The sequence below is a fragment of the Tumidithrix elongata BACA0141 genome (assembly GCF_036349135.1).
GTDB classification, from domain to species: Bacteria; Cyanobacteriota; Cyanobacteriia; order Pseudanabaenales; family Pseudanabaenaceae; genus Tumidithrix; species Tumidithrix elongata.
In genome coordinates this window covers 1-23977 of sequence record NZ_JAZBJZ010000078.1, presented here as the reverse complement: position 1 = coordinate 23977, position 23977 = coordinate 1, and the positions used below count along the sequence as shown (strand labels likewise).

Genomic DNA, 23977 nt, shown 5'->3' with positions numbered 1-23977 from the left:
TTCATTTAGCTCACCTTCTATAGGGTAGCCCTATTTCCGCCCTGCTGTACTAGCCTATGCGAATCGGGCTGAATACGACAAAGGTGTGATGAATGTCGGACAGTCTGGCATCATCGAAGTGGAATTTCTCTATGATGGTGGAGCCTACAAAGGGGATGTCGGTCTTTTTAGCCTTGATGGTATGGATGCCTATGCTGCTGGTTCTGAAGCTTTCATCGCTGAAGCGGCTCGCCATGTTGCCAGTAACTCAAAACAAAGGTATGTTTTGGTGAGCGATATCACAGATGCTGCCAAGTTTAGCAGTGGTTTAGATTGGGAAGCCAATTATAATTCTGGTACCTATCAAGGAACGAAAATTCTCAACTTGTCTCCGAATACTGCCTATGGTGTCATGCAGGTTCCCAATAGCACAGTCAATATAGTGCTGCGTCGGCTACACATATTCCCTCAAATGTCCACTGGGCTTTGAATTCTTGCAATAATCCTGCAAATCGTGCTTTATCTGCTTGATTCCCACTTACTACCTCCATCATCACGGGGATATCTCCATCTCCTACGCAGATCAGGTTCATCATAAATTGCTTCAGGTCGGGTCGATGGTCGCGTGAATATCCATGTGTGATTTCGATACTCCCTTCTTCTTCCTTGCCATATTCCCCATGTACACAAAATGATGTTGAGTCTGCATGTCGTCCCGTTTCTACTGCGTAGCTCAGGCATTATGCTATATGCTTAGCTCCCATGAAAACGGACACACTCTTTTATCAACTCTTCCAAACATTCCATTCGCTCCTTTTTGAGCTGCTCGATCGCCCTTCTTCCGAAGCAGAAGGCTATCAATTTAGTTCTATCGAAATTAAAGAGAAAGCGTTTCGGACTGACGGCGTTTTCATTCCATCAACCGATGATAAACTGATTTACTTCGCAGAAGTTCAGTTTCAACTCAACGATGATTTTTACTTAGATTTTGAGGCAGAGATACGACTTTACCTCAAACAATATCGCCCCAAACAAGACTGGAAAGCCGTAGCCATATTTGCCCGATCCAATTGCGAACCAGAGCCTCCCAAACATTGTCAAGAAGCGATCGCTCTGGGGCGAATTGTGCGAGTCTATTTAGAAGACTGGTTAGAACAAGAAACGAATTCACTGGGCATTGCAATTATCCAGTTAATTTTATCCTCCGAGAAAATAGCCCCTAAAATGGCAAAAGCCCTAGCAGCTAAAGTCGAGCAAGAAACCGATGCAGATTTACAAGATCGGGTAGTAAAATTTATAGAGACTGTACTGGTATATAAATTCCCAAAATTAACTCGTACGGAGATTGAGAAAATGTTTACCCATAGCGATCTAAAGAAAACCCGTGTCTATCAAGAGGCACTTAAAGAAGGCGAGCAGCTAGGTGAGCAAAGAGGTTTGCAGCTAGGCAAACAAGAGGGTTTACAACTAGGTGAGCAAAGAGGTTTACAGAGACAAGTTGCGATGTTGCTGCGTATGCTAACTCGTAAATTTGGCAAGGTAGACCCTAAAGTAAAGACACGGATCTCTAAACTATCTGCGGTGCAGCTAGAAAATCTCGCAGAAGCAATTTTTGATTTTGAAACGATCGCTGACTTAAATGCTTGGTTAAAAACGCGATCGTAAGCTCAATGTCCTCAAACCTGCTTTTCGCATTAAAACTATTTTCGACCCTTGGCTGTGGCTTGATGGCTGGAGTTTTCTTTGCCTTTTCCACCTTTGTGATGAAAGCCCTAGCTCAGCTCCCACCACCACAGGGCATTGCCGCGATGCAATCGATCAATATCACGGTAATCAATCCGTTATTTATGGGGACATTTCTTGGAACGGGCTTGGCTTGCCTTTGTCTGATTATTTTCACATTACTAAACTGGCATCAACCCACTGCCGTCTACTTGCTTGCAAGTTGCTTGCTCTACTTGATCGGTACATTAGGCGTGACGATCGCCTGTAATGTGCCCTTGAATGATGTACTAGCGATCGCCAAACCAGAAAGTATTGAAGGGGCAAACCTGTGGTCTAGCTACCTTGCCAACTGGACTTTCTGGAATCACATTCGCACAGGAGCGGCATTTGCAGCAATGGCAGCGTTTGCGATCGCGCTTCGTTAACTTCAACCTCAGTCAATCGATTCACTTTCTTTTCTTGTTTGCTGGCGTTGCCAAGTTTGACGATAGATTAGCTCCAGTTCATTGCCTGCTTTTGTAAATAGTTGGACTTGCCCCGCATGAAAAGCCAAAAACAGGCGATGAAACCCCGAAGCAACAATTGCCACGAGCAAGCCTGAGGCTGTAGTAATTAGTGCTTCGCCAATTCCTTGAGCGATATTTCCTGTCTTAGCATTTGCGATCGCATCGCCCACTCTTAGAGAGCTAAATGAAATAATTAGACCCGTTACAGTACCTAAAAGCCCTAAGAGGGGAGCTAAAGTAATTGCAGCCTCTAGGAGCTTTTCACCCCGCATCATATTGCTAAGTTCATTATCAGCAGCACTTTCTAGCGCCAGTCGAAACAGATCGGGATCGGGATTTTCTAAAGCTAGAGGGGCGTACAAAAATCGACCGATTGGGGTTTTGTCAGCAGCTTTGGCATAATCGGCAGCGATCGCCAAATCTTGATGCGCCGTTGCTAAAATATGTTTAGTCGTTTTATCCTCATGTCTCAGCAGGCTTATCCAAAACACACATCGCTCTATAATGCCTGCAAAAGCAAAAATTGATAAAGCAGTTAAGGGCCACATGACTGGACCACCTAACCTAAATAGTTCCTCCATAAGAAATTCGTCCCTAGCCTAGCGCATCTATTTTATTCTGTTGCATACTGTAAAATCGTAAGTATTTTCATAACTGCTACAAAAGTCCAATTTTCTTATAAATATAAGTTATTTGCCCAGACCTATAGGTCAAACGCTAATTCACACTACTTATCGACAACTTTGGGGAACTGTAACTGATGAGGCAAGAAGAAGCTACCGTTGTGGAAGGTTATCAAACTGAACATTATTTGATAATCAACGACACAAAGGGAGAACACAAGGTTCCGCTAAGTGCCGCCTATTACTCATTAGGGCGATCGCCTGATTGTGATATTGTGCTGCATTCAAGTTTAGTATCTCGTCAACACGCAACGTTACTATATTTGCCTGTAAAACCTCCCCTGCTTAAATTATTTCGGATTGTTGATGGCAACATGGAGGGGCTGCGTAGTACAAATGGTATTCAAATTAACGGAAAGGCCTATACTTCCTATGTCTTAGTTCACGGTGATGAAATTGTTTTTAGTAGTAATACGAAGGCATATTATTGCATTGAACCCGAACCACCCTATAAAAAGGGTGACTATACAGAAATTATTGCCACCCTGACAGATCTGGCGAAAAGCTACAACTCTCAAAACCGATTTAGCGAAGCTGAAGAATTCCTATTACAGGTTATTGATATTAAAAGACAGGCAAATATTGAAGTTACGCTTGATGTTGCCGAAAGTTTGATCGATTTAGCTGCAATTTATTATTCGCAGCAACGATTTAATGAGTCTGAAACTATATTTTTAGAAGCCATAGAAATCAAGAGGAAACAGTTGGGTAACGATCACCTAGATGTAGCAACAAGTTTGATCGATTTAGCTGCAATTTACAACTCGCAAAACCGTTTCATGGATGCTGAGGTAGTGTTTTTGGAAGCACTTAAAATCAAGCAAAAATCTCTTGGTGCTGACCATCCTGATATCGCCGCAAGTTTAGTTGATTTAGCCGCTATATACTACGCCCAAAATCGTTATCCAGACATTATCAAGAGCTATAAGCAAGCCCTGAAAATCTATAAGCAAAGATTTGGGGACAATCATGCGAATACAATAGAGGTTCGCAAAAAATTAGCAAATATTCAGAATAAAAATTATCCTAAGTGGCTGTCATTAAATACCGTAATTGCTGCTAGCTTACTTATCCTCTCTGGTGCAATTCTTTACTCTATTTTTGCCCAAAATCAAAGCAACCTCCTATGCGTTAAAACAATTGATGGAAAAGAGCAGACTTTTCGCGGTGCTGAATGCCAAAACCTAACAAAATAGTTGCAAAATTAGTGATTTTGGTGTGTTAGTCCTTCAAGCTTTAAATCATTAGGAGTGGGGTTTTGTGGCGAGATTTGTAAATGCGATCGAACATCCAGTTGTTAAAGAAGTAAGGCTACAACTTGAAGAATTGAGTCCATTTGCCAAGCAACAGATCAAACTTGTAGAGGTGGTCGCATATTCGCTCAATCGCCTACCCACCATGTATGCCACTTCGCGACAAGGTTATTTCAACCAGCACGATCGTGCAATTACTGCCTTTGGCTCGCAAATCGTAGAAGTGGTGCGGCGAGGTTTTCAAATTGTGCAGACTGGCGATCCCCTGCATGACGTGACCCCATTACCTCAAAAGTTGCTGATGAATGAGGCTGGTACTTTGTATGCGCTACGCCAAATTTTTCGGAGAAGGCTATTACGCTGGAAAGACGTTCCGAATGCAGTTCGCGCTGCCATGGTAAGAGGGGGGAAAGTCAGTCATTTTGTTGAGGACGCTCAAGACACAGTCCTGCAAATAGCTCCCGTTCACGTACACAAGGATGTCAATAGTCATCCTGAAAAATCTTACAGACCGCGATCGCATCAGACTACGCAGGACATCAAATCCTATTTGCAACGTGCAAATCTAAAACCGTCTCAAAAGCCTAAAAATCTTGCCAATGAAATCCCTAACTCCCAAGAGAGCATTCTCGATGCCGTAGAATCTGACTGGGTAAAAGAAATCAGAGAGAAAGATTTATCAGTTATGGATGCTCAAGAGTTAGAATCCTATACCTTAAGAGCTGAGCTTGGTTATACCAACGTGATGGAGAACCTAGTAATCATGGGGATCCAAAAGATTGCTGCCACAGCCGATCTGGGGGAGGTGAATTTTGCAGAGGTGGCTGCCTATGCGCTCAATCGCCTGCCCCCCATGTATACGACCAGCGAACGGGGCTTTAAGCTTCTGAGCCAAAAAGGACTTGCCGAGGCGTCAAGAGAAATTTTGAGTAAGGTGCGCAATGGCATCCTAAAGGTTCATGAGTATGGCGATCGCCCACTATCCCCCATTCATTTCGATCGCTTTAATCAGGAATCAGAAGAAGCGATTATGGCGTTGAGAATTATTCTAAATCGTCAAGATATTACAATTGTGAATGTCGTAGATATCATTAAAAATTTGATCTCATAGTTTTTGGGTTGGTTTCACTTGTGGATGTTCATGGTTTTTTATAGGGCAGTCGAGACATTCTATGCAGTTTCAAGTATTTGTGATTGATGCTTTTACTCACCAAGCATTTCAAGGAAATCCAGCCGCTACAATACTTGTAGATGAATTTCCTGGCGAAGAAGTCATGTATAAAATCGCGGCGGAGATGAATCTCTCAGAAACGGCTTTTGCAGTTAAACTTAGCCCCAATCACTTCCATTTGCGTTGGTTTACACCTGCCATTGAAGTCAATCTCTGCGGTCATGCTACCCTCGCAATGTCTCACTATTTACGGGAGATTAAAGCGATCGATCCTCAATTTCCCTTAACGTTCCAAACCTTAAGTGGAATATTAAAGGTGACTTTTGAAGACAATCTCATTTGCATGGAATTTCCTGCTGCCTATCCTGTGCCATGTTCGGCGAGATCGCTGGCTATCCTCCCTGAAATTCTTGGGGAGCATTCCTTTCAATGCCTGGGACAGACCGACCAGTACATTACAGTAGTGCTGAATTCTGAAGCTGAAGTGGCAGCGTTTGAGCCTGACTTGTCTCCGATCGCACAGCTAGATGGATTTGGTTTTATCATTACCGCGATCGCGGATGCAGATCGCCCCTATGACTTTGTTTCTCGCTTTTTTGCCCCCAAAGCAGGAATTAACGAGGATCCAGTCACTGGTTCCGCCCATTGCACACTCACACCTTACTGGTCAAAGCAACTAGGTAAATCCACCCTAAAAGCCAAGCAGCTATCAAAACGCAGTGGAGATTTGGAAGTAGTGAATTTAGGCGATCGCGTTTTGCTTAAAGGAGAGGCAGTTACTGTGATGCAGGGCTATTTGACGATTTGAGAATTGAGTCTAGAGAACTTTAGCTGGAGGGCTGTAAATGTCTGAGATTCGGGTTGGAATTTTGCATTCTTTAACTGGCACGATGGCAAGCAGTGAGACCCCTCTCAAAGATGCAGCATTAATGGCGATCGCAGAGATCAATCAAGCTGGAGGGGTATTAGGAAAGATTGTCCGACCGATTGTTGAAGATGCAGCTTCAGAGTCGCAAAAATTTGCCAGCAAAGCCCTCAAATTGATTGAAGTCGATCGCGTTGTGACCCTATTTGGCTGTTGGACATCGGCAAGTCGTAAATCTGTCATCCCAATTTTAGAGGCTCACAATACCTTGCTCTGGTATCCACTCCAGTACGAGGGTTTAGAATGCTCCAAACAGGTTTTCTATACGGGTCTATGTCCAAATCAACAAGTAGAACCTGCCGTACAGTGGCTTTTAGAGCATATTGGCAAGCGTTTCTATTTGATTGGTTCTGACTATGTATTTCCGCGAACAGTCAATAAAATCATTAAAGCTCAACTCAAGCAACAGGGAGGGGCGCTCGTTGGCGAAGCCTATAAACCCCTTGGCAATATTGAGTTTGCATCGATTATCTCTGAGATCGAAAACGTAAAGCCCGATCTAGTCTTCAGTACGATCAATGGGGATAGCAATCGTGCATTTTACGCCCAATACCAGCAGGCAGGTATCTCTGCCTCTGAAATTCCCATTATGGCAGTTAGCGTGGCAGAAGTGGAACTGCAAAATTTAGCAACCTCTGCGTTCGGGCATTATGCCAGTTGGAGCTATTTCCAAAGTTTAGATACAGAAGCAAATCAAGCCTTTGTCAAGAATTTTCAGGCAAGATATGGCGATCGCTATCCCACCAGCGATCCGATTGAAGCAGCCTATACACAGGTTTATCTCTGGAAGCAAGCGGTAGAAGCGGCTCAGTCCTTTGAGAGCGATCGGGTGAGAAATGCAGCCTACGGACAAACCTTTGCATCTCCTAGCGGTGCGATCGCCATGGAGTCCAATCATCACGTTCGCAAGTCCTGTAGAATTGGCAAAATCAAAGCTGACGGTCAGTTTCAGATTGTATATACGAGCGATACTCCGATTCAGCCCTTACCTTGGATGGGTGTCGAACAATTCACGCAAAACGCTAGATGGAAAGATAGTCTTGGGGAAGATTCCAAAAACAAAGATTTGTCCAATCGAGGAGATTGGAATCCAGATGCGGTTATCGACTTGCTAGCTGAAGTGCCTCAGAGCATCGATTACATCTGTCAGTTAGAGCAAACATCGAACCAACTTAAAAAAACCTTGAGCCAATTGCAAAGGGAAATCCACGAGCGCATTCAATCTCAAGAAGCGCTTTATAAAGCCAATCAAGAAATCAGCGCGCTGAATGCCATGCTCAAAACTGAAAATCTGCGTATGAATGCCGAATTGGCAGTAACTCGCCAATTACAGAAAATGATTTTGCCAACGGATGAAGAACTAAAAAATATTGAAGGCTTGGATATTGCTGGCTTTATGGAACCAGCTTCTGAAGTGGGTGGCGACTACTATGATGTGCTGCAACTGAATGGCAGGGTAAAGATTGGCATTGGCGATGTTACAGGGCATGGCTTAGAAAGCAATGTTCTGATGATTATGGTACAGACATCCGTGCGAACGTTACTTGCCATGCAAGAGAATCTCGATCATGTCAAGTTTCTCGTCAATCTCAACCGTGCCATCTTTGACAACGTGCAGCGCATGAAATCTGATAAGAATTTAACGCTATCTATCCTAGATTATGAAGCGGGTAACCTCTATCTTAGCGGTCAGCATGAAGAGATGATTGTTGTGCGCCAAGGCGGCATCTTAGAGAGAATTGACACCGTTGATTTAGGATTCCCCATTGGTCTAGAATCGAATATTACAGATTTTGTGAATCAGACCCACATTCGATTAAATTCGGGTGATGTTGTGGTGCTCTATACCGATGGCATTACCGAAGCTGAAAACATTCAAAACGAACGCTATGGCATAGAACGTCTTTGCGAAGTAGTTCGTTTAAATTACGTGTTGTCATCTACAGAAATCTGTCAAGTGATTGTTGATGACATCCGTTCCTATATTGGCAAACAGAAAGTCTATGATGATATTACGTTGCTCGTTCTTAAGCAAAAGTAGATAAGAGCAAAAGTAAATAAGCTGGGTTGATTGTCGTTCTACTTTTGCACGATCGCTTTGGTAGAGGTTATGACATCCAGATTAGAACTAGCATGGGATGGAGCCATTTTGCTGGAGGGAATCACGAGAGGCAAGACAATGGTTAACAGCGCGATCGCGACAATATTGATTACAAAAGACTGACCAAATTGGGAGCTGGGGATGTTTTCGTCTTTGTTGTATTCGGGTGACATCGATTTATCTCCTTTCTTTCTCTATAAGTTTAATCATCACATCTGTTTCAGATTAGACCTGTGATGCTAGTTGCTTGTTCCTTGTGATATTAATGGCCAGTTCTCTGTGATCTTTATCACGACTCAAATAAACCTATTGCTAAAAATCTCGCTAAGGTTAACATAACGCTAGAGAAGTTGCCGTAATCATTCATATAGTATTTACAAATTGGCCAGGCTTGCTAAGATTTCACTTAGACAATACGAACACAGATTGCGGAAAAAATTAAAACCAATGACCAATGCCGAAACTCTTCCTATGCTTGCGATCGCTCCAGCTCAACTACTGCGAGGGCAGGGGATTTTGTCTCAGTTAGCCGAGCATCTCCTCTCTTTAAGCGAACAAGTGGGGAAGCAAGGGGGAAAGAAAGCTTTGGTTGTTTCTGGTGCAGCAGCAAAATCCGCGTTTGAAGCCAAACTCGATACCTCAACCTTAGAAGCAGCTGAGATTCAACTGATCTATGCCCCAACCATTAAAGGTTGTACTGAAGCAAGTCTAGCTACTCTACACCATGCGATCGCTACGCATCAGCCTGATGTGATTTTGGGCGTAGGGGGTGGCAAAGTGTTAGATACGGCGAAATTGATTGCCTATCAATCTAAATTGCCCATTGTTACGATTCCAACGACGGCTGCTACCTGTGCGGCTTGGACGGCTTTAAGCAATGTTTACACCCCAGCGGGTGCTTTTGATTACGATGTCTCCCTGCCACGATGCCCCAACATGATGTTGGTAGATTACGACCTAATCGCTACAGCGCCACAGCGCACTCTGGTGGCTGGCATTGGGGATGCGATCGCCAAGTGGTACGAGGCTTCGGTCAGTAGTGGGCATAGCGATCGCACCTTGGTGATTGCGGCTGTGCAAGAAGCAAGAATTTTACGGGATATCTTGCTACAAAAATCCGAAGAAGCGATACAAAATCCCCAGAGCGCTGTTTGGCAAGAGGTTGTCGATGCTACGGTTTGTCTGGCAGGTGCGATCGGTGGTTTGGGTGGGGCTAATTGCCGAACGGTGGCGGCTCACGCTATCCATAATGGGCTGACGCATTTGCCCCAAGCCTATGGCACGCTTCATGGCGAAAAAGTTGCCTATGGGATTTTGGTGCAGTTACGGCTGGAAGAATTTCAAGGTAATGCACTTGCAGCAACGTCAAGACAGCAATTGCTCAAGTTTTACGATCGGATAGGTTTGCCTAAAACCCTATCTGACTTGGGTTTAAAAGATGTTACCTTGGCAGAATTGGAAACCGTCGCGGCAATTACCTGTCAACCCAACTCTGACATTCATCGGATGCCTTTTGAGGTTGTACCCGATCGGGTTTTAGCAGCAATGGTGTCTACAACCTGTCCTGTTGGGATAACAGTCCAATGATTGGTTGGGACTGAAGAACAAAAGTGGAATGGATTTAACTGATGTTTTTCTTTTAATCAAATCAATTGGACGACGGCTTGGCTTTCGGTAAGAAGTTCGTTAGTGAGCAGATCCTCGACCGTGATTCTCAAGGTACGTTGACTGTCTACGGTAAAGAGAACCTTGATCCGATCGCTGCCAGGTTTGCCTAGAGGATTGAGAAGCGCAATCGTGCGACTCTCGGGGCGATCGTTGAGCGGCTGCACGGAAACTTGATTTTTATCGAGCGTACGGGTTACCAAGCGATCGCTGTCAAAATAAACCTCAATATTGGTTTCGCCCAGTTCGCCAATTACCAGCTCAATACTGGGCTGATCGGGCATGGAAGCCCCTAGGATCAGTTCCACAGGTTTGGGGAGGGGATAGGATTGACCTGCCTTGACGATTGTATGCCAGTTGTGACGCTTGTAGCGTTTGTCCCAGTAGCGCACCCCATAGCTGTGATAGAGAAAATCTTGTACTTCCCAACCCTGAGAAATTGCACCGTGGGCGATCGCCTCAAAGGGTTTGTCAGCTTTAACTTTTTCGGCTGGGAAATGCTTTAACGTCCAATCTCGCACGGCAGGGATCTGAGCCGTGCCTCCTACGAGAAGTACGGCATCGATATTCTCTAATTCTAGATTCTGCCGCATTGCTTGCTGGCGAATTTGCTCTAGAGCAGCATCGAGGTTGGCAAAAAATTGATGTTGTTCGAGAATTTGATTAAATTGAGCGCGATCGAGCTGTAGCTCGTAGCTGTTAAAGGTTTCATCATCAAAAAGAACTTCGTTGGCTTGCTCGGAGCTAGAAAGCTCGATCTTAATCTTCTCCGCCAAGCGCGTCACGAGGGAATTCTTAACTACGGCTTGGGTTGCATGGAAGTAATCGACTAACCAGTTGTCGATATCCATACCGCCGAGGGTTTGTCCCACCTTGGCAAGTACCTTTGCAGTTTGGGCTTTGGATTGGGTATTTGCCAAAGCGTTAACTGGAGAGCTTCCCCATTTGAGCAAAAATCCGAGGGGAGATTTCTGTTTGCTTGCAGGCGAATTCTCTGCACTTTGGGATAGCAGTTGGGGAAGTGTGAGTCGCACGAGCGACAAATCGAGGGTTCCGCCACCAAAATCGATTACCAAAAGGGTTTCATCGCCACGGGTGATGCCGTAGCCCAGTGCCGCTGCGGTAGGCTCATCCAGCAGGCGTACTTGCTTGACTTCTAACCGTTCGCAAATGCCGCCCAGCCATTGACGATAGGGTTCAAAACTATCGACGGGAACCGTAAAGACGATCGACTCGACATCGGGAAGCTGAGCGATCGCACGAAGTAAAAACCACTCGCCAACTTGCTCGAAGGTCACCTCTCGTCCATCTAACTCAGGCACAAACACAGGCGCTGGATTGCCGATCGCGCGTTTAAAGCTGCGGAAAAATCGCGGTTCACCCTTAGTGAGTTTGATATCTAAGCCGCGATCGCGGACTTCCTGCCCCACAAGGACTTGCGAGGTCTGGGCATCCTGTACGTAGACCAAACTTGGAATCAAGGATGGATTCCCAAACACCAGCGAACTTAAGCCTGCCAGCTTGACGGTTTCCACTGCACTACGTTTAGAGCCATCCTCTGAGAAATCGCCAATCCTTGCTATAACAGTATTGCTCGTACCAAAATCGATCGCATAGTGCATGGTTTCAGTCAGTTTAGATAAAAAACAAAGTGGAAAATTTCTAAAAACTTTCAATACCACTTATTAAGCTTAAAGCTAATCTTAAAGCATGGCGCTAATTCTCGGATCGAGTCTTCCATCTAGACGATTTTGATTGAGATTCGGAGGAAATTCTTGCATTGTAGATAACGTCAGTTCGGGATGAGAAAACCTGAAACGCTATACATCCCAAGGATCCCCCCCAGCCCCCCTTAAAAAAAGGGGGGAGAACTCACTTGTGCCCCTTTTTCAAGGGGGATGCCCGATAGGGCAGGGGGATCACCCCCCTCGGTTCCAGCAAGTTGGCTTGCTTTGTTCTGCCTTGACCCGAACTCAGGTTAGATAGCTGTCGTTCGAGCGCATCTAAGGTAAATCATGTAGATTTCTCGGCACATGTTTAGTGGGTTACAGTCACTTTGAGCGCTCTTAGTCATGACGTGCAACGTCAGTCAACTAAGGGGCTTAGCGAATTACTAGATCGTAGATGGGGCGATTTGTCAGGCAGAGCCAATGACAAGTAAATAGATTGGGTTCTTGGACGCCCACAGAAGCGATCGCAGGCTCATCAGGAAATGGAATTAAGCGATCGAATAGAACTTCAGCATCTTCTAGAGCATTTAGAGAAGATAGAGAAAACTGCATCAAATAGACTGAGGGTGTTGCTTTTAAATGACTGAGTAACCTGTAACCGAGATCGTATAACGGCTGTCTGAGCTTATCTGGTAGGTGGAATGGTTGCTGGTATTTCCCATCAGGCTGTTGTGTAATCACCTCAGCATAGAGGGGTCCTCTAGCTGTCCAAACGATCGGGAGCCAAAAGTTCCCATCAGCCGCACCCACAGCCAAATGTTTGTGAACCCAAGCACGTAAATCTTCAATATTGTCACAAGCCGTAATTAAATCCATCACACCTAAAAATTGGCATCAAAAAGAAAAGGGTGAAAAAGAAAAGGGTGAAGGAGTTACCCACACCCAAGAGACTGATTTTTTGACCGATCTACTTAACCAAAGACAGGTAGGGCAGGAGAACCTATCTGAACTCTGGGAAGTTCTAAGCGTTGAGGTCGAACACGATTCGCCAAACGGAAACTCAAGCTTTGTAGCTCAATATGCAACTGACGATTTTCTTTTTGGAGTGCCTCCACCTTTTGCTTAATGGGAACCATACGCTCCGCAAACTTATTGCGATAGACATTAGGCAACTCTTGTACCACCTGTTCTAGCATCTTGGTGCGATCGCTGAGCTCTTGAACTGACTGGCGTAGCTCAATGATTTCGCGATCGCGATCCATGAGCTGACCATGCGCTACGAATAATTGATCTTCGACACTTGCGAGCTTATTTGTCAGAATTCTTACATTCTCAGCATGCTGCTCAGACATTTCCTGACTAGGGATAAAGGCAGAATTTCCCTTCACTAGTCTGAATAGTTCTTCGGACAATTGCTGAACTAACAAGTCTCGTTGCTCTAACTCTTTCTTGAGTTGACCGATTTCTTCCCGTGATTCTTCAATCGTCTTCATACTTGATCACTGATAGTCTGATTTAGGTAAAGGTTTATACCATAAAACTGCCAAACTGGCAATTTTTTAAAAGCGGTGTTTTTAGTAATTCCTTGTACATCCCCCTATGGCGCCTCAAGTGTACGCTCATTTCCTGAAAACCTGATGGGGACTCCTCTTCCCCAAGATATATGACTATCGTCATGCCCACAGATGACTTTTGTTACTGGTTACCTTGATTTTTTTTCGCTAATCTACTTACAACTACATTTCAACACCTTATAACTGGCGGGTTTAACCCCGCTTTTTTTTTGCGAATTTATATGCTTGGCACAAATAAGGATTAATATGTCAATAAATAAGGTGTAATATTCTTATTTTCGTGAACTAGTCACGCAATTTTAGCTCTTGAGTGAAAAAATATGCTTGTAGACTTCACTGTAGAGAACTTCCGCTCGATCAAGGGTGCAGAAACACTCAGCGCAGTAGCACAAAAAAAGAAAGCGAACCTTACTAGTAATGGCGAAGGTCGGCGGCGGGTTAAGTCGGATGATGAAATTGCTCTGCCCTATCACGTTGAGGGCTGGGATTTGGATATTTTGCCAGTTCTTGCGATCTTTGGTGCTAATGCTTCTGGCAAAAGTAATATTGTGGTAGCTCTCGATTACTTGCTTACATTCATGCGCTTCGGAAATTCAGAAAATGACTCACATCACAATCGGCTTATCCCTTTTAGACTAGATAAACTCAGCGCAGAGAGCCCAACTCGGTTTGAGTTACGCACAGTTTTTAATGGAACTATCTACACTTACCATCTGGAACTTGATCGTACACGTATTCTCTCTGAAAAACTTGATTATGCTCAGGCATCTTCAAAACGAGATCGTTGTCTGTTTCATCGTGTTTGGAATCAAGATCTTAAAAAATTTGACTGGAAAAATGGTCGTGATTTTAAGGGTTCTCATACTCAACTCGAAACATCCGTAAACAATCAAGAGCCGTTTATGAGTTTACTTATGAGACTGGAGGTTAAAATTATTGAACCTTTGTCTAATTGGTTAAATGTTCGTTCCATAGGAACTAGTTTAGGATATCAAGATGAATTATTTGATCGTTGGCTATTCAGTAGGTTGGCTCATAAATATCCTGAGTTTATCAGCAAGAAGGCTTCAGAACTTCTATGTAAATTTGATACTGGTATATCGGGTTTTGAAATCAAAAAGTCTGAAGATAATAAAGACGATTATCAGATTTATGCTATACATCATACAAAAGATGGGGACATTCACTGGCCATTTGAGGAGGAGTCAATGGGAACTCAGAGGCTCTTTGGAATTGCTCACCGCATACATCAGGCATTTTCAGCAGATAGTTTAGTAATTATTGATGAGCTAGGCTCTAATGTTCATCCTAATGTTACTCGTGCAATTGTTCGTCTTTTCCAAAATCCCAAAACGAACCCAAATCGTTCGCAACTAATTTTTACTAGCCACGACAACACAATACAAAAGAATAACCTATTGCGGCGCGATCAGATTTGGTTTACACAAAAGCGCTCCGATCAAAGTACTGAGCTATATTCGCTGAGTGACTTTAAAGTGCGTAACGACCTCGCTATAGAAAAAGCATATTTGGATGGGCGATTTGGGGCTGTTCCATTCATCCCTGAGGATGAAGAGTTAATTTAAAAAAAAGAGGAATAATAATGGGGAAGCCCTTCAAAAGGAATCCACTTAAGAAACCAGTTGGGAATAAGATCCTAATTGCTTGTGAAGGTGAGAATACAGAAATTATTTACTTCAAAGCCATTCGTCAAAAGCTACGATTACCAAGAGAACAAATTATCGTAATTTCTCCTGAAGGAACCGATCCACTGACAATTGTTAATGAAGCAATTGCTGAGAGGGATGAGCTTAAATACAATAGAGCGTGGGAAAAGGATGATTCTGCTTGGGCAGTTTTTGATGGCGACGAACATATTGATAACAATTATTCAAGATGGTGCGAAGCTCTTCTAAAAGCAGAAAGAAATAAAATCAATCTTGCTATTTCTAATCCTTCTATTGAATTCTGGTTTCTAATTCATTGATCACTATGCTAATATTCACCGAGATCGTGCTAATGCATTACTAAAAAAGCAGATAAATAATTACGATAAATCTACTTGTTACTACCCAGATCCGCTAGAACCGCTTACTCCAGATGCTATTAGACGTGCTGAGCAACTTGCAACTCAGTTGCGAAATAACAATCTCCCAGAATATGCAAATCCTTGCTGCACTGGGATTGCAAAGTTGGTACAAAGTCTCCTGAATTCCAAAAAAACTTAAAATATCACAAACATCTTAAGCAAGATGCTTGCTGCTGCTAAATTTAACACGTCGGTTTAAGGGTTTCAGGCTGAAAAAATTGCTTTCTCTAATTGTTGGAGTGCATCTTCTAGGTTTTCATTGATGATAATTGGGTCGAACTCTGGGGCTGCGGCAACTTCTTTCCTAGCATGTTCCAATCGCTTGGCGATCGCTTCATCACTATCTGTACTTCGTTGGCGCAATCTTTGCTCTAGCACTTCCATCGATGGCGGTGCGATAAAGATACGCTTGGCACTGGGAAAGGTTTGAGCGACTTGTCTTGCTCCTTCGAGTTCTATCTCTAAAAGAACAATTTGACCGAGTGCAATCCAATCTTCTATGGCTCGACGGGGCGTGCCATAGAGATTGCCCGCATATTCCGCCCATTCTAAAAACTCGCCCTCTGCCCGACTTTGTTCGAACTTTTGACGCGTCCAAAAGAAATATTCTCTGCCATCGACTTCGCCAGCACGGGGCTGGCGAGTAGTTACGGAAATCGAGAATAGGATTTTGCCTTGATGGCGATCGCAAAGGATTTGCAAGAGCGTCCCCTTTCCAACCCCACTAGGGCCTGTGACTACAATTAGTTGACCTGTACTGAGCAAATCTACCTGCCTATATACAATCTTTGTCGTTGCGCGTAATTAAAACCAAGATTGGAGTGAGAACTGCCCCGTACGCAAGCAATTCTCTGTATTTTGGAATTTATTACTACTTATGCATTTCACTCCGCCAGACTCTCTTTACTGACCACAAATCGATTTGCCACAGTTTCAGGTTGAATAGCCGATAAAATCACATGACTTGAGTCTGTAATAATTACAGCTCTAGTACGACGACCATAGGTGGCATCAACCAATTGTCCGCGTTCGCGCGCATCACTAATGATACGTTTAATCGGGGCTGACTCGGGGCTAACGATCGCCACAACGCGTCCAGCCGCAACAATATTGCCAAAGCCGATGTTGATGAGCTTAATATCCATAGTTTAATTAATTAATAGCGTGATGAAATTGGTTAGGCTCATCTTCATGGAAATATAGACCCTATTCTATACTGATTCCATTGCGCCTAATCGTGTCAAATCTGCTTCCGATCTTGTTTCGGAAGTCATGTCAATTTTTGAAAGCCTGCCTTAAACCCCTAAGGAGATCTAGCATGACATAGTTCTTTATCTCCCCCGTATACTATTTATACCCCGATCTTTCGCAATAGCGATCGTCTTTTCCGCCGAATTTTGCGATCTCTCTCTTTAATTCGACCGAATTTGCCCCACACTCCGTCTTTAGAGAGAAAATTTTAGTCTGACCAACACAAAATTAACCATTTCGGTTAAAGTATTAAAATAAAGTCATAATGAGTATGACTTATAGAATTAAGTATTCGTTTAGTGAATCAGGATAGTAAGCAAATGGTCGAAAATGTTGTCATTATTGGTTCTGGACCTGCGGGATACACCGCTGCCATCTATGCTGGACGTGCTAACCTCAAGCCCTTTGTATTTGAGGGCTTTCAAGCAGGAGGTCTGCCCGGCGGTCAGCTCATGACCACCACCGAAGTGGAGAACTTCCCAGGCTTTCCTACGGGCGTGATGGGGCCAGCACTGATGGGCTTACTCAAAGCCCAAGCCGAAAACTGTGGCGCCGAACTTCACACAGAAGATGTTACCTACGTCGATTTAAGTCAACGTCCTTTTATCGTGCGTTCTGAGAGTCAAGAAGTACAAGCGCATAGCATCATTATCGCCACTGGGGCAACCGCAAAGCGATTGCATCTTCCTAGTGAAGCCGAGTTTTGGAATAAGGGCATTTCGGCTTGTGCGATTTGCGACGGTGCGATTCCCATGTTTAAAGGTGTGGAACTTGCCGTTGTCGGTGGTGGCGATACGGCAGCAGAGGAAGCTATATTCTTGACCAAGTATGGATCTAAGATTCATCTATTGGTGCGAAGCGATCGCATGCGGGCGAGCAAGGTCATGCAAGATCGGGTTTTAGCCCATCCCAAAATCGAAGTGCATTGGAATACCGAACCCCTTGATGTCTATGGCAGTGAAACGATTAAGGGCATAAAACTGCGGAATACAGCGACAAAACAAGAAAGCGATTTACCCGTTGGTGGCTTGTTCTACGCGATCGGACATAAGCCCAATACCGATTTGTTTGCGGGACAACTCGAACTCGATGCCACGGGTTACATTATCACCCAAGGTAAATCGACAAAAACCAGTGTAGAAGGGGTCTATGCCTGCGGAGACGTACAAGACCACGAATACCGACAAGCAATTACTGCTGCAGGTAGCGGTTGCATGGCAGCTTTGGAAGCAGAGCGATGGCTATCCGTACAGGGTTATGGCGAAGAGTTCCATGCCTCAGCAGAGCCTCCCGTAAAAGAAGCGGACAAAGCGACCGAGGAAACTCCAGATGTCGTGTTTACGGGTGACATTACGGATACGCAAACCTATTATCAAGGAAGTATTGCCCTGCGGAAGCTCTACCATGACACTGAAAAGCTGATTATGGTGAAGTACACGTCAGCCCATTGCGGCCCTTGCCATGTGATGAAGCCAATGCTCAAAAAAGTAACGGATGAGTTTCTCGGTCAGATCTGCGTCGTCGATATTGATATCGAGGTCGATCCAGAGATTGCTGAAGCTGCGGGAGTAATTGGTACGCCGACAATTCAGTTTTTTAAGCGCAAAGATAAACTGGGTGAGATGCGCGGCGTGAAGCAAAAGAGTGAATTTCGCACTGCGATCGCGCAATATCTCAATGTCTAAGAGCATATTTGAGAATTACATACAAATGAATTTTGCGATAAGCTTAAGTTTTTTGCCCCCTAAATCCCCCAATTCTGGGGGACTTTAATCTGATTTCCCCCAGAATTGGGGGGCTAGGGGGGCAGAAGCCTAACTTCTCAAACACGCTCTAATGCCGATCCTTGAAATCTTAGGGTAGGAGTATTAGGGAGCCTCCCGTATACTTAAGCGATCGTCAGGTTGTCTGAGGTCTCTGCAAACATAGGATGGATTGACTTAAGGTTTTTAAGGTTTTTATGGATGTCTCTACCCTGATCCAAGTTCTCGTGATCCTTTTGCTGGTTGCGACGGGTGTGGCTCTTGTGTCTCGATGGTTGAGAGTGCCCTATGTTGCAGGTTTAGTAGTGGCAGGACTTGCCATTACGGAACTTTTACCCCAAAAGATTGGGCTGAATGACGCCTTGATCTTAAATCTGTTTCTACCCATTCTGGTATTTGAAGCAGCGATTAATACGGACATTCGGCGCTTGCGGAGTACCCTGAAGCCGATCGCACTCTTAGTGGGTCCTGGGGTAATTTTGTCCTCGGGAATTACGGCGGTTTTGCTGCAATGGACGCTGGGATTGCCCTGGATTTCTGCCCTGCTGGTGGGGGTGATTTTAGCAATTACCGATACGGTCTCCGTGATTGCCGTGTTTAAGGAGGTTCCCGTTCCTTCGCGCCTCTCGACGATTGTAGAAGGCGAAAGTCTATTTAACGATGGGGTTGCCCTCGTTCTATTTAGCTTAATTCTGAAGATTCACGATACGGGAACCTTGACGTTTGCGGAAGGGCTGCAAGATTTTTTGCTGGTGATTGTAGGTGGGACGCTCGTGGGGCTGGCTTTAGGCTACTTGAGTGCAGGTCTATTTGTCCGCTCAGAGGAATCCTTTAGCAGTATTTTGCTGACGGTTGCCGTTGCGCTTGGGGCTTTTCAACTGGCTCATCTGTTGCATGTGTCAGGGGTTGTGGCAGTGGTCGTAGCAGGGCTTCTGGTGGGGACGATGGGGCTAACCAGTCATGTCTCTGCTTCAATCCGTTTAACACTGTTAAGTTTTTGGGAATCCGCAGGTTTTATCGTCAATAGCTTCATTTTTTTGCTGATTGGGCTAGAAGTGAACTTGGCAACGCTTTGGCGATCGCTGCCTGCGGTTTTGCTGGCAATTTTTGCCTACCAAGTCGGACGTTTGCTCTCGGTCTACCCACTACTGGCGATCGCGCGATGGATCGATCGCCCCATTCCCCTGACTTGGCAACATGTCTTATTTTTAGGAAATATCAAAGGGTCGCTCTCGATGGCACTTGCCCTCAGTATTCCCACAACGATCGCTGGGCGCGAACAACTGATTGCGATTGTGTTTGGGACAGTGCTCCTATCCTTATTGGGACAGGGCGTTAGTTTGCCTTGGTTGGTCAAGCGCTTATCGCTGATGCCCTTTTCGCAGGGGCAAAAACAATTAGAGGAACTGCAAGCCCAGTTGATCGCATCCAAGGCAGCTCAGGATGAACTCGATAGCCTCCTGCGATCGGGGATTTTGGCAAAGTCTGTCTATGAAGAGATGCGCGCTGCCTATCAGGTCAAAGTTGCAGCGGCAGAAAAGGGATTGCGCGAAATTTTTAGTCGTTCGCCTCAAGCAAGCGATCGCAGCACTGGCGAACAAACCAAACTGGATGCCGTGCGTCGTCGCCTACTATTGGCAGAAAAAGGAGCGCTCACCGAGGTACAACGCAAAGGTTTACTGTCTCAAGATATCGTTCAAAAACGCTTGCAGGCTTTGGACGAGCAGCTATTAAAACTGGGCGATGAGTAAATGTTTAGCTTTCTTCTGTGCCAATAAAGTTAATGACTTGATGCAATAGTTCTGGTTTGGTGACAATGAGCACGGTTGCGTTAGCCTCTAAAATCGTACTTCCATTCGGAACGAAGAGATCTTCGTGAGGATGAGCCTGATAGCCAATAATCAAAGAACCTGTGGGAAAACGCCGATCTTGAGCAATATCGGCAATCGTACGTCCAACTACATTGGCGTTTTGTCCAACGGGAAGTTTGAGCACCTCAATTTGACCCTGCTCAAAATGCATCATCGATTCGACCTGTGGATATTCGATCGCGTTGACCATCGTCGCCACGGATAATTCCACCGTACTGATGATATGGTTCGCACCTACAAGACGTAAAGGTTCCAAAAAGTCTGAGTGACGCATGCGCGAGACGATGTGTTTCACCCCATAGTGCTTGGCAAGTGTGACCATCGCTAGATTGAGCGCATCGTGGCGGAGTACAGCCGCAACTGAATTCGCTTTACGAATCCCTGCCTCTAGTAAAACTTCTGTACTTACGGCACTTCCTTCAAATGCCATTGCACCTACTTGCTCTCGCACGTAGCGACAGGCAGTGGGGTCAAGATCGATCACGGCAACCGTATGACCTAGTTCGACCAGCTTTTGTGCCAAACTCAGTCCGACTAAACCTGCTCCACCAATTAAGATATACATCGCTCTTCTCTACTCATCCCATTTTCAATGGTTAACATATCCCGATTGCGATCGCTCAAACCATAACACCCTAAACGCAAACATCATAAAAGCAAACCGATCGCTTTAAGTTGGCCGCAAGCAATTATCTCCACGGACATTTTTCTCAAACAGCGATCGATTGTAGAATGTAATGATCAAACGTAGGTTTCTGAGAGGGCAAGTCTTTGACTCTACAACCTTTAGCAAGAAGTTAAACAAAGATTGAAAAAGCTAGAGGAGCTACAGTAATGCCACACTACAGCATGATTATTATCTGGTCAGAAGAAGATAACTGCTATCTCGTCCATCTGCCCGACTTTCCATTTCAGAAGTTTCATACTCATGGGGATACTTACCAGGAAGCGGCAAAACACGGACAAGAGGTAATTGATAGTTACTTTGAGATCTATCGCGAACAAGGCAAACCTTTGCCACAGCCAAATGTGACGTTTTTAGATTTGTGCATGGGATGAGAATGTATAATTGTAATGAAAACTCAAAGTATTGCGATTTTGGTATTAAGATATTTCCAAATTCCACCTCTGTATATAGTTCCCTAAATGCTTGTAACTAGTAAAGAATATATTGAAGTGATTGCAGATGTGCGAGGTGGAAAACCTTGTGTCACTGGCACGAGAATTGCAATTGAGGATGTTGCTTTGATGCACCTCAAGATGAATTATTCGTTAGCAGAAATTGCTGGGAAGTACGATCTCAAGATTGCTTCAGTTTATGCCGCGATCTCTTATTATTTCGACCATCGCGAAGAAATCGATCGGCGATCGCAAAAGGAAGAATTATTGGTTATTGGTTTACAAAAATCCTATCCATCTCAGATCGAAGAGAGACTGAAGGTACTCAGAGGTTACTAAGATTCTCGCTAAAATTGTTATAGCTTTGAAATTTCTGACAAAGGAAGAACTATTAAGATGAACCTAAACACCATCCAACAGGAGATCTCTGAACTCCCACTCGAAGCACAACAAGTTATCTTTGACCTAGTAAGCATTCTCAAAAATCGTTACTTACATGACCAGAAAAAAAAGCTGGAAAGTAAGAGCCAAAACTGGTCGGATTTTATCGGTTGCATGGAAGCTGAGCCAGATCTATCACGAAATTACAAAACGTACTTGAGTAAGGAACTCGAGCGAAAATATGATAATCGTTGACACAGGTTTTTGGCTTGCCCTTGCGAATAGAAAGGATACGGCTCACCAACTTGCAACAAAATTATTTCTGAGCTTAGAGAAAGAAGAATTTATTACAACTTGGTGCGTAGTCACTGAAACCTGCTATCTAATGCAAAAAAGAGTTGGAATAGATGCCCCTAATTCTTTTATTCGTAAAATTTCATTGGGATACCTAAAGGTATTCGATCTTAGCTCAAATCATTGTCTGCGTATCGAAGAGCTCATGCTGAAATACAAAGACTTGCCAATGGATTTAGCCGATGCATCTTTAGTTATTTTAGCTGAAGAACTAGGACATGGTCGGATTCTCTCCGTTGATTATCGAGATTTCAACACCTATCGCTGGAAAAATACAGAACCATTCCAAAATCTATTTCAGTAGCAAAAGCGATCGCGCCAATAATACCGCCAATCACCTGTAGGGGTTTTGCATGTCTTGAAATTGTCCCTGCTTTTCAAGGTTTTGGGCAAAGCATTCCCATTTGACGATCTCGGTGAAATGCGTAAATAACTGCGGGAATGCCTCGCCCCTACGGGAATCATATTTGTTTCGCATTTTTGCGAGAAACATGTAAAATTGTGACGTACTTCAAAGGTGTTGTTATGGCTGCAAGAATCTACGCGATCGCGTTTGTTCTCGCATCTGGATTTTTTGGGTTGCTGTCTGATTTACCCCCTGCGGCGGCACGCATCCTGCAAGGAATCGCCCAAACCACAACGCTACAAACTCAAACCTCAAAGAGCAAACCGATCGCTTTAACTTTGCAGCAACCAATTGCCAGAGAATTAAAGGGGGGTGAAACTCATAGCTATGTGGTGAGTCTGAAAGCTGGTCAATTTTTTCAGGCGATCGCCGAGCAGCAGGGAATCGATTTGGTGATTTTGCTCTATAGCCCAAGTGGAAAGTTAATTGCGAGGTCGGATAGTCCTAACGGTCGCTTGGGCTTGGAGGTGATGTCGGTAATTGCGGAGAGTGATGGTAGTTATCGATTAGAGATTAGTTCTCTTGATGGCAAGGCTGCTGCGGGTAAGTATGTGCTGAAGGTTGAGGAGTTGAGGGTTGCTGGCAATCTCGATAAAAAGTATGTTGTGGCGGAACGTGCTTTTATGGAGGCGGCTTTGTTGAATGAAAAGCAAACTAGAGAAAATCGGCAACAGGCTCTCGCTAGATTTTTAGAGGCAGTTTTAGTATTCAAGGAACAAGGAAAGATTTACTGGGAAAACCTTGCAAATGAATTGATAGGTAGAATTTATTCGGATTTTGGACAATATCAAAAAGCAATTGACTACCATCAGCAATCCTTAGCTATCTTTAAGCAAATCGGCGATCTCTCTGGAGAAGGGAGAACGCTCAATAATATTGGCTTGGTTTACGATAGCCTCGGACAGTATCCCAAGGCTCTGGAGTATTACCAGCAAGCCCTTGCAATTAGAAAAGAAGTCGGCGATCGCTCTGGAGAAGGGGGAACGCTCAATAATATTGGCGGGGTTTATCGTAACCTCGGACAGTATCCCAAGGCACTGGAGTATTACCAGCAAGCCCTTGCAATTAGAAAAGAGGTCGGCGATCGCTCTGGAGAAGGGACAACGCTCAATAATATTGGCGCGGTTTACGATAGCCTCGGACAGTATCCCAAGGCACTGGAGTATTACCAGCAAGCCCTTGCAATTAGAAAAGAAGTCGGCGATCGCTCTGGAGAAGGGAGAACGCTCAATAATATTGGCTTGGTTTACGATAACCTCGGACAGTATCCCAAGGCACTGGAGTATTACCAGCAAGCCCTTGCAATTATCAAACAGGTCGGCGATCGCTCTGGAGAAGGGAGAACGCTCAATAATATTGGCTTGGTTTACGATAACCTCGGACAGTATCCCAAGGCACTGGAGTATTACCAGCAAGCCCTTGCAATTATCAAACAGGTCGGCGATCGCTCTGGAGAAGGGAGAACGCTCAATAATATTGGCTTGGTTTACG

At 44.5% G+C, this 23977-nt stretch carries 25 protein-coding genes and 1 pseudogene; 17 read left to right on the top strand and 9 right to left on the bottom strand.

Annotation, left to right across the window (positions count from 1 at the left end):
* The first annotated feature begins 88 nt into the window (after window positions 1-88).
* Window positions 89-469 carry a hypothetical protein gene (locus V2H45_RS17185; RefSeq protein ID WP_330484892.1) on the top strand — a complete coding sequence of 127 codons (381 nt, stop codon included), beginning with the start codon at window positions 89-91 and terminating at the stop codon, window positions 467-469.
* Here the strand turns inward: V2H45_RS17185 and V2H45_RS17180 are convergent.
* A pseudogene (locus V2H45_RS17180) lies at window positions 417-704 on the bottom strand (IS1634 family transposase); the annotation flags it as partial. The gene V2H45_RS17185 and the pseudogene V2H45_RS17180 overlap by 53 nt on opposite strands.
* Window positions 705-741: 37 nt before the next feature.
* Here V2H45_RS17180 and V2H45_RS17175 point away from each other — a divergent pair.
* The gene (locus V2H45_RS17175) at window positions 742-1644 is read left to right on the top strand and encodes an Rpn family recombination-promoting nuclease/putative transposase (RefSeq protein WP_330484891.1); all 903 of its coding nucleotides are present in this window, start codon (window positions 742-744) and stop codon (window positions 1642-1644) included.
* A gap of 5 nt (window positions 1645-1649) precedes the next feature.
* The gene (locus V2H45_RS17170) at window positions 1650-2129 is read left to right on the top strand and encodes an anthrone oxygenase family protein (protein WP_330484890.1); all 480 of its coding nucleotides are present in this window, start codon (window positions 1650-1652) and stop codon (window positions 2127-2129) included.
* Between the two features lie 8 nt (window positions 2130-2137).
* On the opposite strand, the gene V2H45_RS17165 is transcribed toward V2H45_RS17170, so the two are convergent.
* Window positions 2138-2758, bottom strand: coding sequence for a MotA/TolQ/ExbB proton channel family protein (locus V2H45_RS17165; protein ID WP_330484889.1), 621 nt, complete (start codon window positions 2756-2758; stop codon window positions 2138-2140).
* 236 nt (window positions 2759-2994) lie between these two features.
* Here V2H45_RS17165 and V2H45_RS17160 point away from each other — a divergent pair, with 236 nt between their 5' ends.
* From V2H45_RS17160 to urtA, 4 genes are all read left to right on the top strand, one after another.
* Complete coding sequence (locus V2H45_RS17160) at window positions 2995-4089, top strand: tetratricopeptide repeat protein (RefSeq protein ID WP_330484888.1); 1095 nt, start codon at window positions 2995-2997, stop codon at window positions 4087-4089.
* Between the two features lie 64 nt (window positions 4090-4153).
* Entirely contained in the window at window positions 4154-5257 is a 1104-nt protein-coding gene (locus V2H45_RS17155; protein ID WP_330484887.1) for a late competence development ComFB family protein, read from the top strand.
* A 61-nt stretch (window positions 5258-5318) separates the two neighbouring features.
* On the top strand, window positions 5319-6125 hold the full coding sequence (locus tag V2H45_RS17150) for a PhzF family phenazine biosynthesis protein (RefSeq protein ID WP_330484886.1): 807 nt from the start codon (window positions 5319-5321) through the stop codon (window positions 6123-6125).
* Between the two features lie 37 nt (window positions 6126-6162).
* Window positions 6163-8283, top strand: a complete 2121-nt coding sequence (urtA, locus tag V2H45_RS17145; protein WP_330484885.1) for an urea ABC transporter substrate-binding protein — start codon at window positions 6163-6165, stop codon at window positions 8281-8283.
* A gap of 38 nt (window positions 8284-8321) precedes the next feature.
* Here urtA and V2H45_RS17140 read toward each other — a convergent pair whose 3' ends face one another.
* Window positions 8322-8516 carry a hypothetical protein gene (locus V2H45_RS17140; RefSeq protein WP_330484884.1) on the bottom strand — a complete coding sequence of 65 codons (195 nt, stop codon included), beginning with the start codon at window positions 8514-8516 and terminating at the stop codon, window positions 8322-8324.
* Between the two features lie 274 nt (window positions 8517-8790).
* Here V2H45_RS17140 and V2H45_RS17135 point away from each other — a divergent pair, with 274 nt between their 5' ends.
* Complete coding sequence (locus tag V2H45_RS17135) at window positions 8791-9930, top strand: iron-containing alcohol dehydrogenase family protein (protein WP_330484883.1); 1140 nt, start codon at window positions 8791-8793, stop codon at window positions 9928-9930.
* Window positions 9931-9986: 56 nt separating this feature from the next.
* On the opposite strand, the gene V2H45_RS17130 is transcribed toward V2H45_RS17135, so the two are convergent.
* From V2H45_RS17130 to V2H45_RS17120, 3 genes are all read right to left on the bottom strand, one after another.
* Window positions 9987-11630 (bottom strand): Hsp70 family protein, encoded by a 1644-nt coding sequence (locus tag V2H45_RS17130; protein WP_408648810.1) that lies wholly within the window; start codon window positions 11628-11630, stop codon window positions 9987-9989.
* A gap of 480 nt (window positions 11631-12110) precedes the next feature.
* Window positions 12111-12554, bottom strand: coding sequence for a hypothetical protein (locus tag V2H45_RS17125; protein ID WP_330484881.1), 444 nt, complete (start codon window positions 12552-12554; stop codon window positions 12111-12113).
* A 95-nt stretch (window positions 12555-12649) separates the two neighbouring features.
* Window positions 12650-13171, bottom strand: coding sequence for an Npun_F5560 family protein (locus tag V2H45_RS17120; RefSeq protein ID WP_330484880.1), 522 nt, complete (start codon window positions 13169-13171; stop codon window positions 12650-12652).
* Between the two features lie 401 nt (window positions 13172-13572).
* Between V2H45_RS17120 and V2H45_RS17115 the strand changes: the two genes are divergently transcribed.
* Together V2H45_RS17115 and V2H45_RS17110 are read left to right on the top strand one after the other, a co-directional pair.
* On the top strand, window positions 13573-14838 hold the full coding sequence (locus tag V2H45_RS17115; RefSeq protein ID WP_330484879.1) for an AAA family ATPase: 1266 nt from the start codon (window positions 13573-13575) through the stop codon (window positions 14836-14838).
* A 17-nt stretch (window positions 14839-14855) separates the two neighbouring features.
* Entirely contained in the window at window positions 14856-15239 is a 384-nt protein-coding gene (locus V2H45_RS17110; protein WP_330484878.1) for an RloB family protein, read from the top strand.
* Window positions 15240-15545: 306 nt separating this feature from the next.
* Here V2H45_RS17110 and gmk read toward each other — a convergent pair whose 3' ends face one another.
* Complete coding sequence (gmk, locus tag V2H45_RS17105) at window positions 15546-16106, bottom strand: guanylate kinase (protein ID WP_330484877.1); 561 nt, start codon at window positions 16104-16106, stop codon at window positions 15546-15548.
* A 119-nt stretch (window positions 16107-16225) separates the two neighbouring features.
* A complete protein-coding gene (gene remA / locus V2H45_RS17100) occupies window positions 16226-16486 on the bottom strand; it encodes an extracellular matrix/biofilm regulator RemA (RefSeq protein ID WP_330484876.1) in 261 nt (86 codons plus the stop codon).
* A gap of 426 nt (window positions 16487-16912) precedes the next feature.
* On the opposite strand from remA, the gene trxB reads away from it, so the two are divergent.
* Window positions 16913-18277 (top strand): thioredoxin-disulfide reductase, encoded by a 1365-nt coding sequence (trxB, locus tag V2H45_RS17095; protein WP_330484875.1) that lies wholly within the window; start codon window positions 16913-16915, stop codon window positions 18275-18277.
* 275 nt (window positions 18278-18552) lie between these two features.
* Window positions 18553-20106 carry a cation:proton antiporter gene (locus V2H45_RS17090; protein WP_330484874.1) on the top strand — a complete coding sequence of 518 codons (1554 nt, stop codon included), beginning with the start codon at window positions 18553-18555 and terminating at the stop codon, window positions 20104-20106.
* Between the two features lie 4 nt (window positions 20107-20110).
* Here V2H45_RS17090 and V2H45_RS17085 read toward each other — a convergent pair whose 3' ends face one another.
* On the bottom strand, window positions 20111-20791 hold the full coding sequence (locus tag V2H45_RS17085; RefSeq protein ID WP_330484873.1) for a potassium channel family protein: 681 nt from the start codon (window positions 20789-20791) through the stop codon (window positions 20111-20113).
* Window positions 20792-21060: 269 nt separating this feature from the next.
* On the opposite strand from V2H45_RS17085, the gene V2H45_RS17080 reads away from it, so the two are divergent.
* The 5 genes from V2H45_RS17080 to V2H45_RS17065 all read left to right on the top strand — a co-directional run.
* A complete protein-coding gene (locus tag V2H45_RS17080; RefSeq protein ID WP_330484872.1) occupies window positions 21061-21285 on the top strand; it encodes a type II toxin-antitoxin system HicB family antitoxin in 225 nt (74 codons plus the stop codon).
* Between the two features lie 87 nt (window positions 21286-21372).
* The gene (locus tag V2H45_RS17075; protein WP_330484871.1) at window positions 21373-21684 is read left to right on the top strand and encodes a DUF433 domain-containing protein; all 312 of its coding nucleotides are present in this window, start codon (window positions 21373-21375) and stop codon (window positions 21682-21684) included.
* A gap of 57 nt (window positions 21685-21741) precedes the next feature.
* On the top strand, window positions 21742-21981 hold the full coding sequence (locus V2H45_RS25645; RefSeq protein ID WP_408648809.1) for a hypothetical protein: 240 nt from the start codon (window positions 21742-21744) through the stop codon (window positions 21979-21981).
* The gene (locus V2H45_RS17070) at window positions 21968-22384 is read left to right on the top strand and encodes a type II toxin-antitoxin system VapC family toxin (RefSeq protein ID WP_330484870.1); all 417 of its coding nucleotides are present in this window, start codon (window positions 21968-21970) and stop codon (window positions 22382-22384) included. Before V2H45_RS25645 ends, V2H45_RS17070 begins: the two co-directional genes overlap by 14 nt.
* Before the next feature lie 221 nt (window positions 22385-22605).
* A partial coding sequence (locus tag V2H45_RS17065; protein WP_330484869.1) for a tetratricopeptide repeat protein occupies window positions 22606-23977 on the top strand: 1372 nt, incomplete at its 3' end.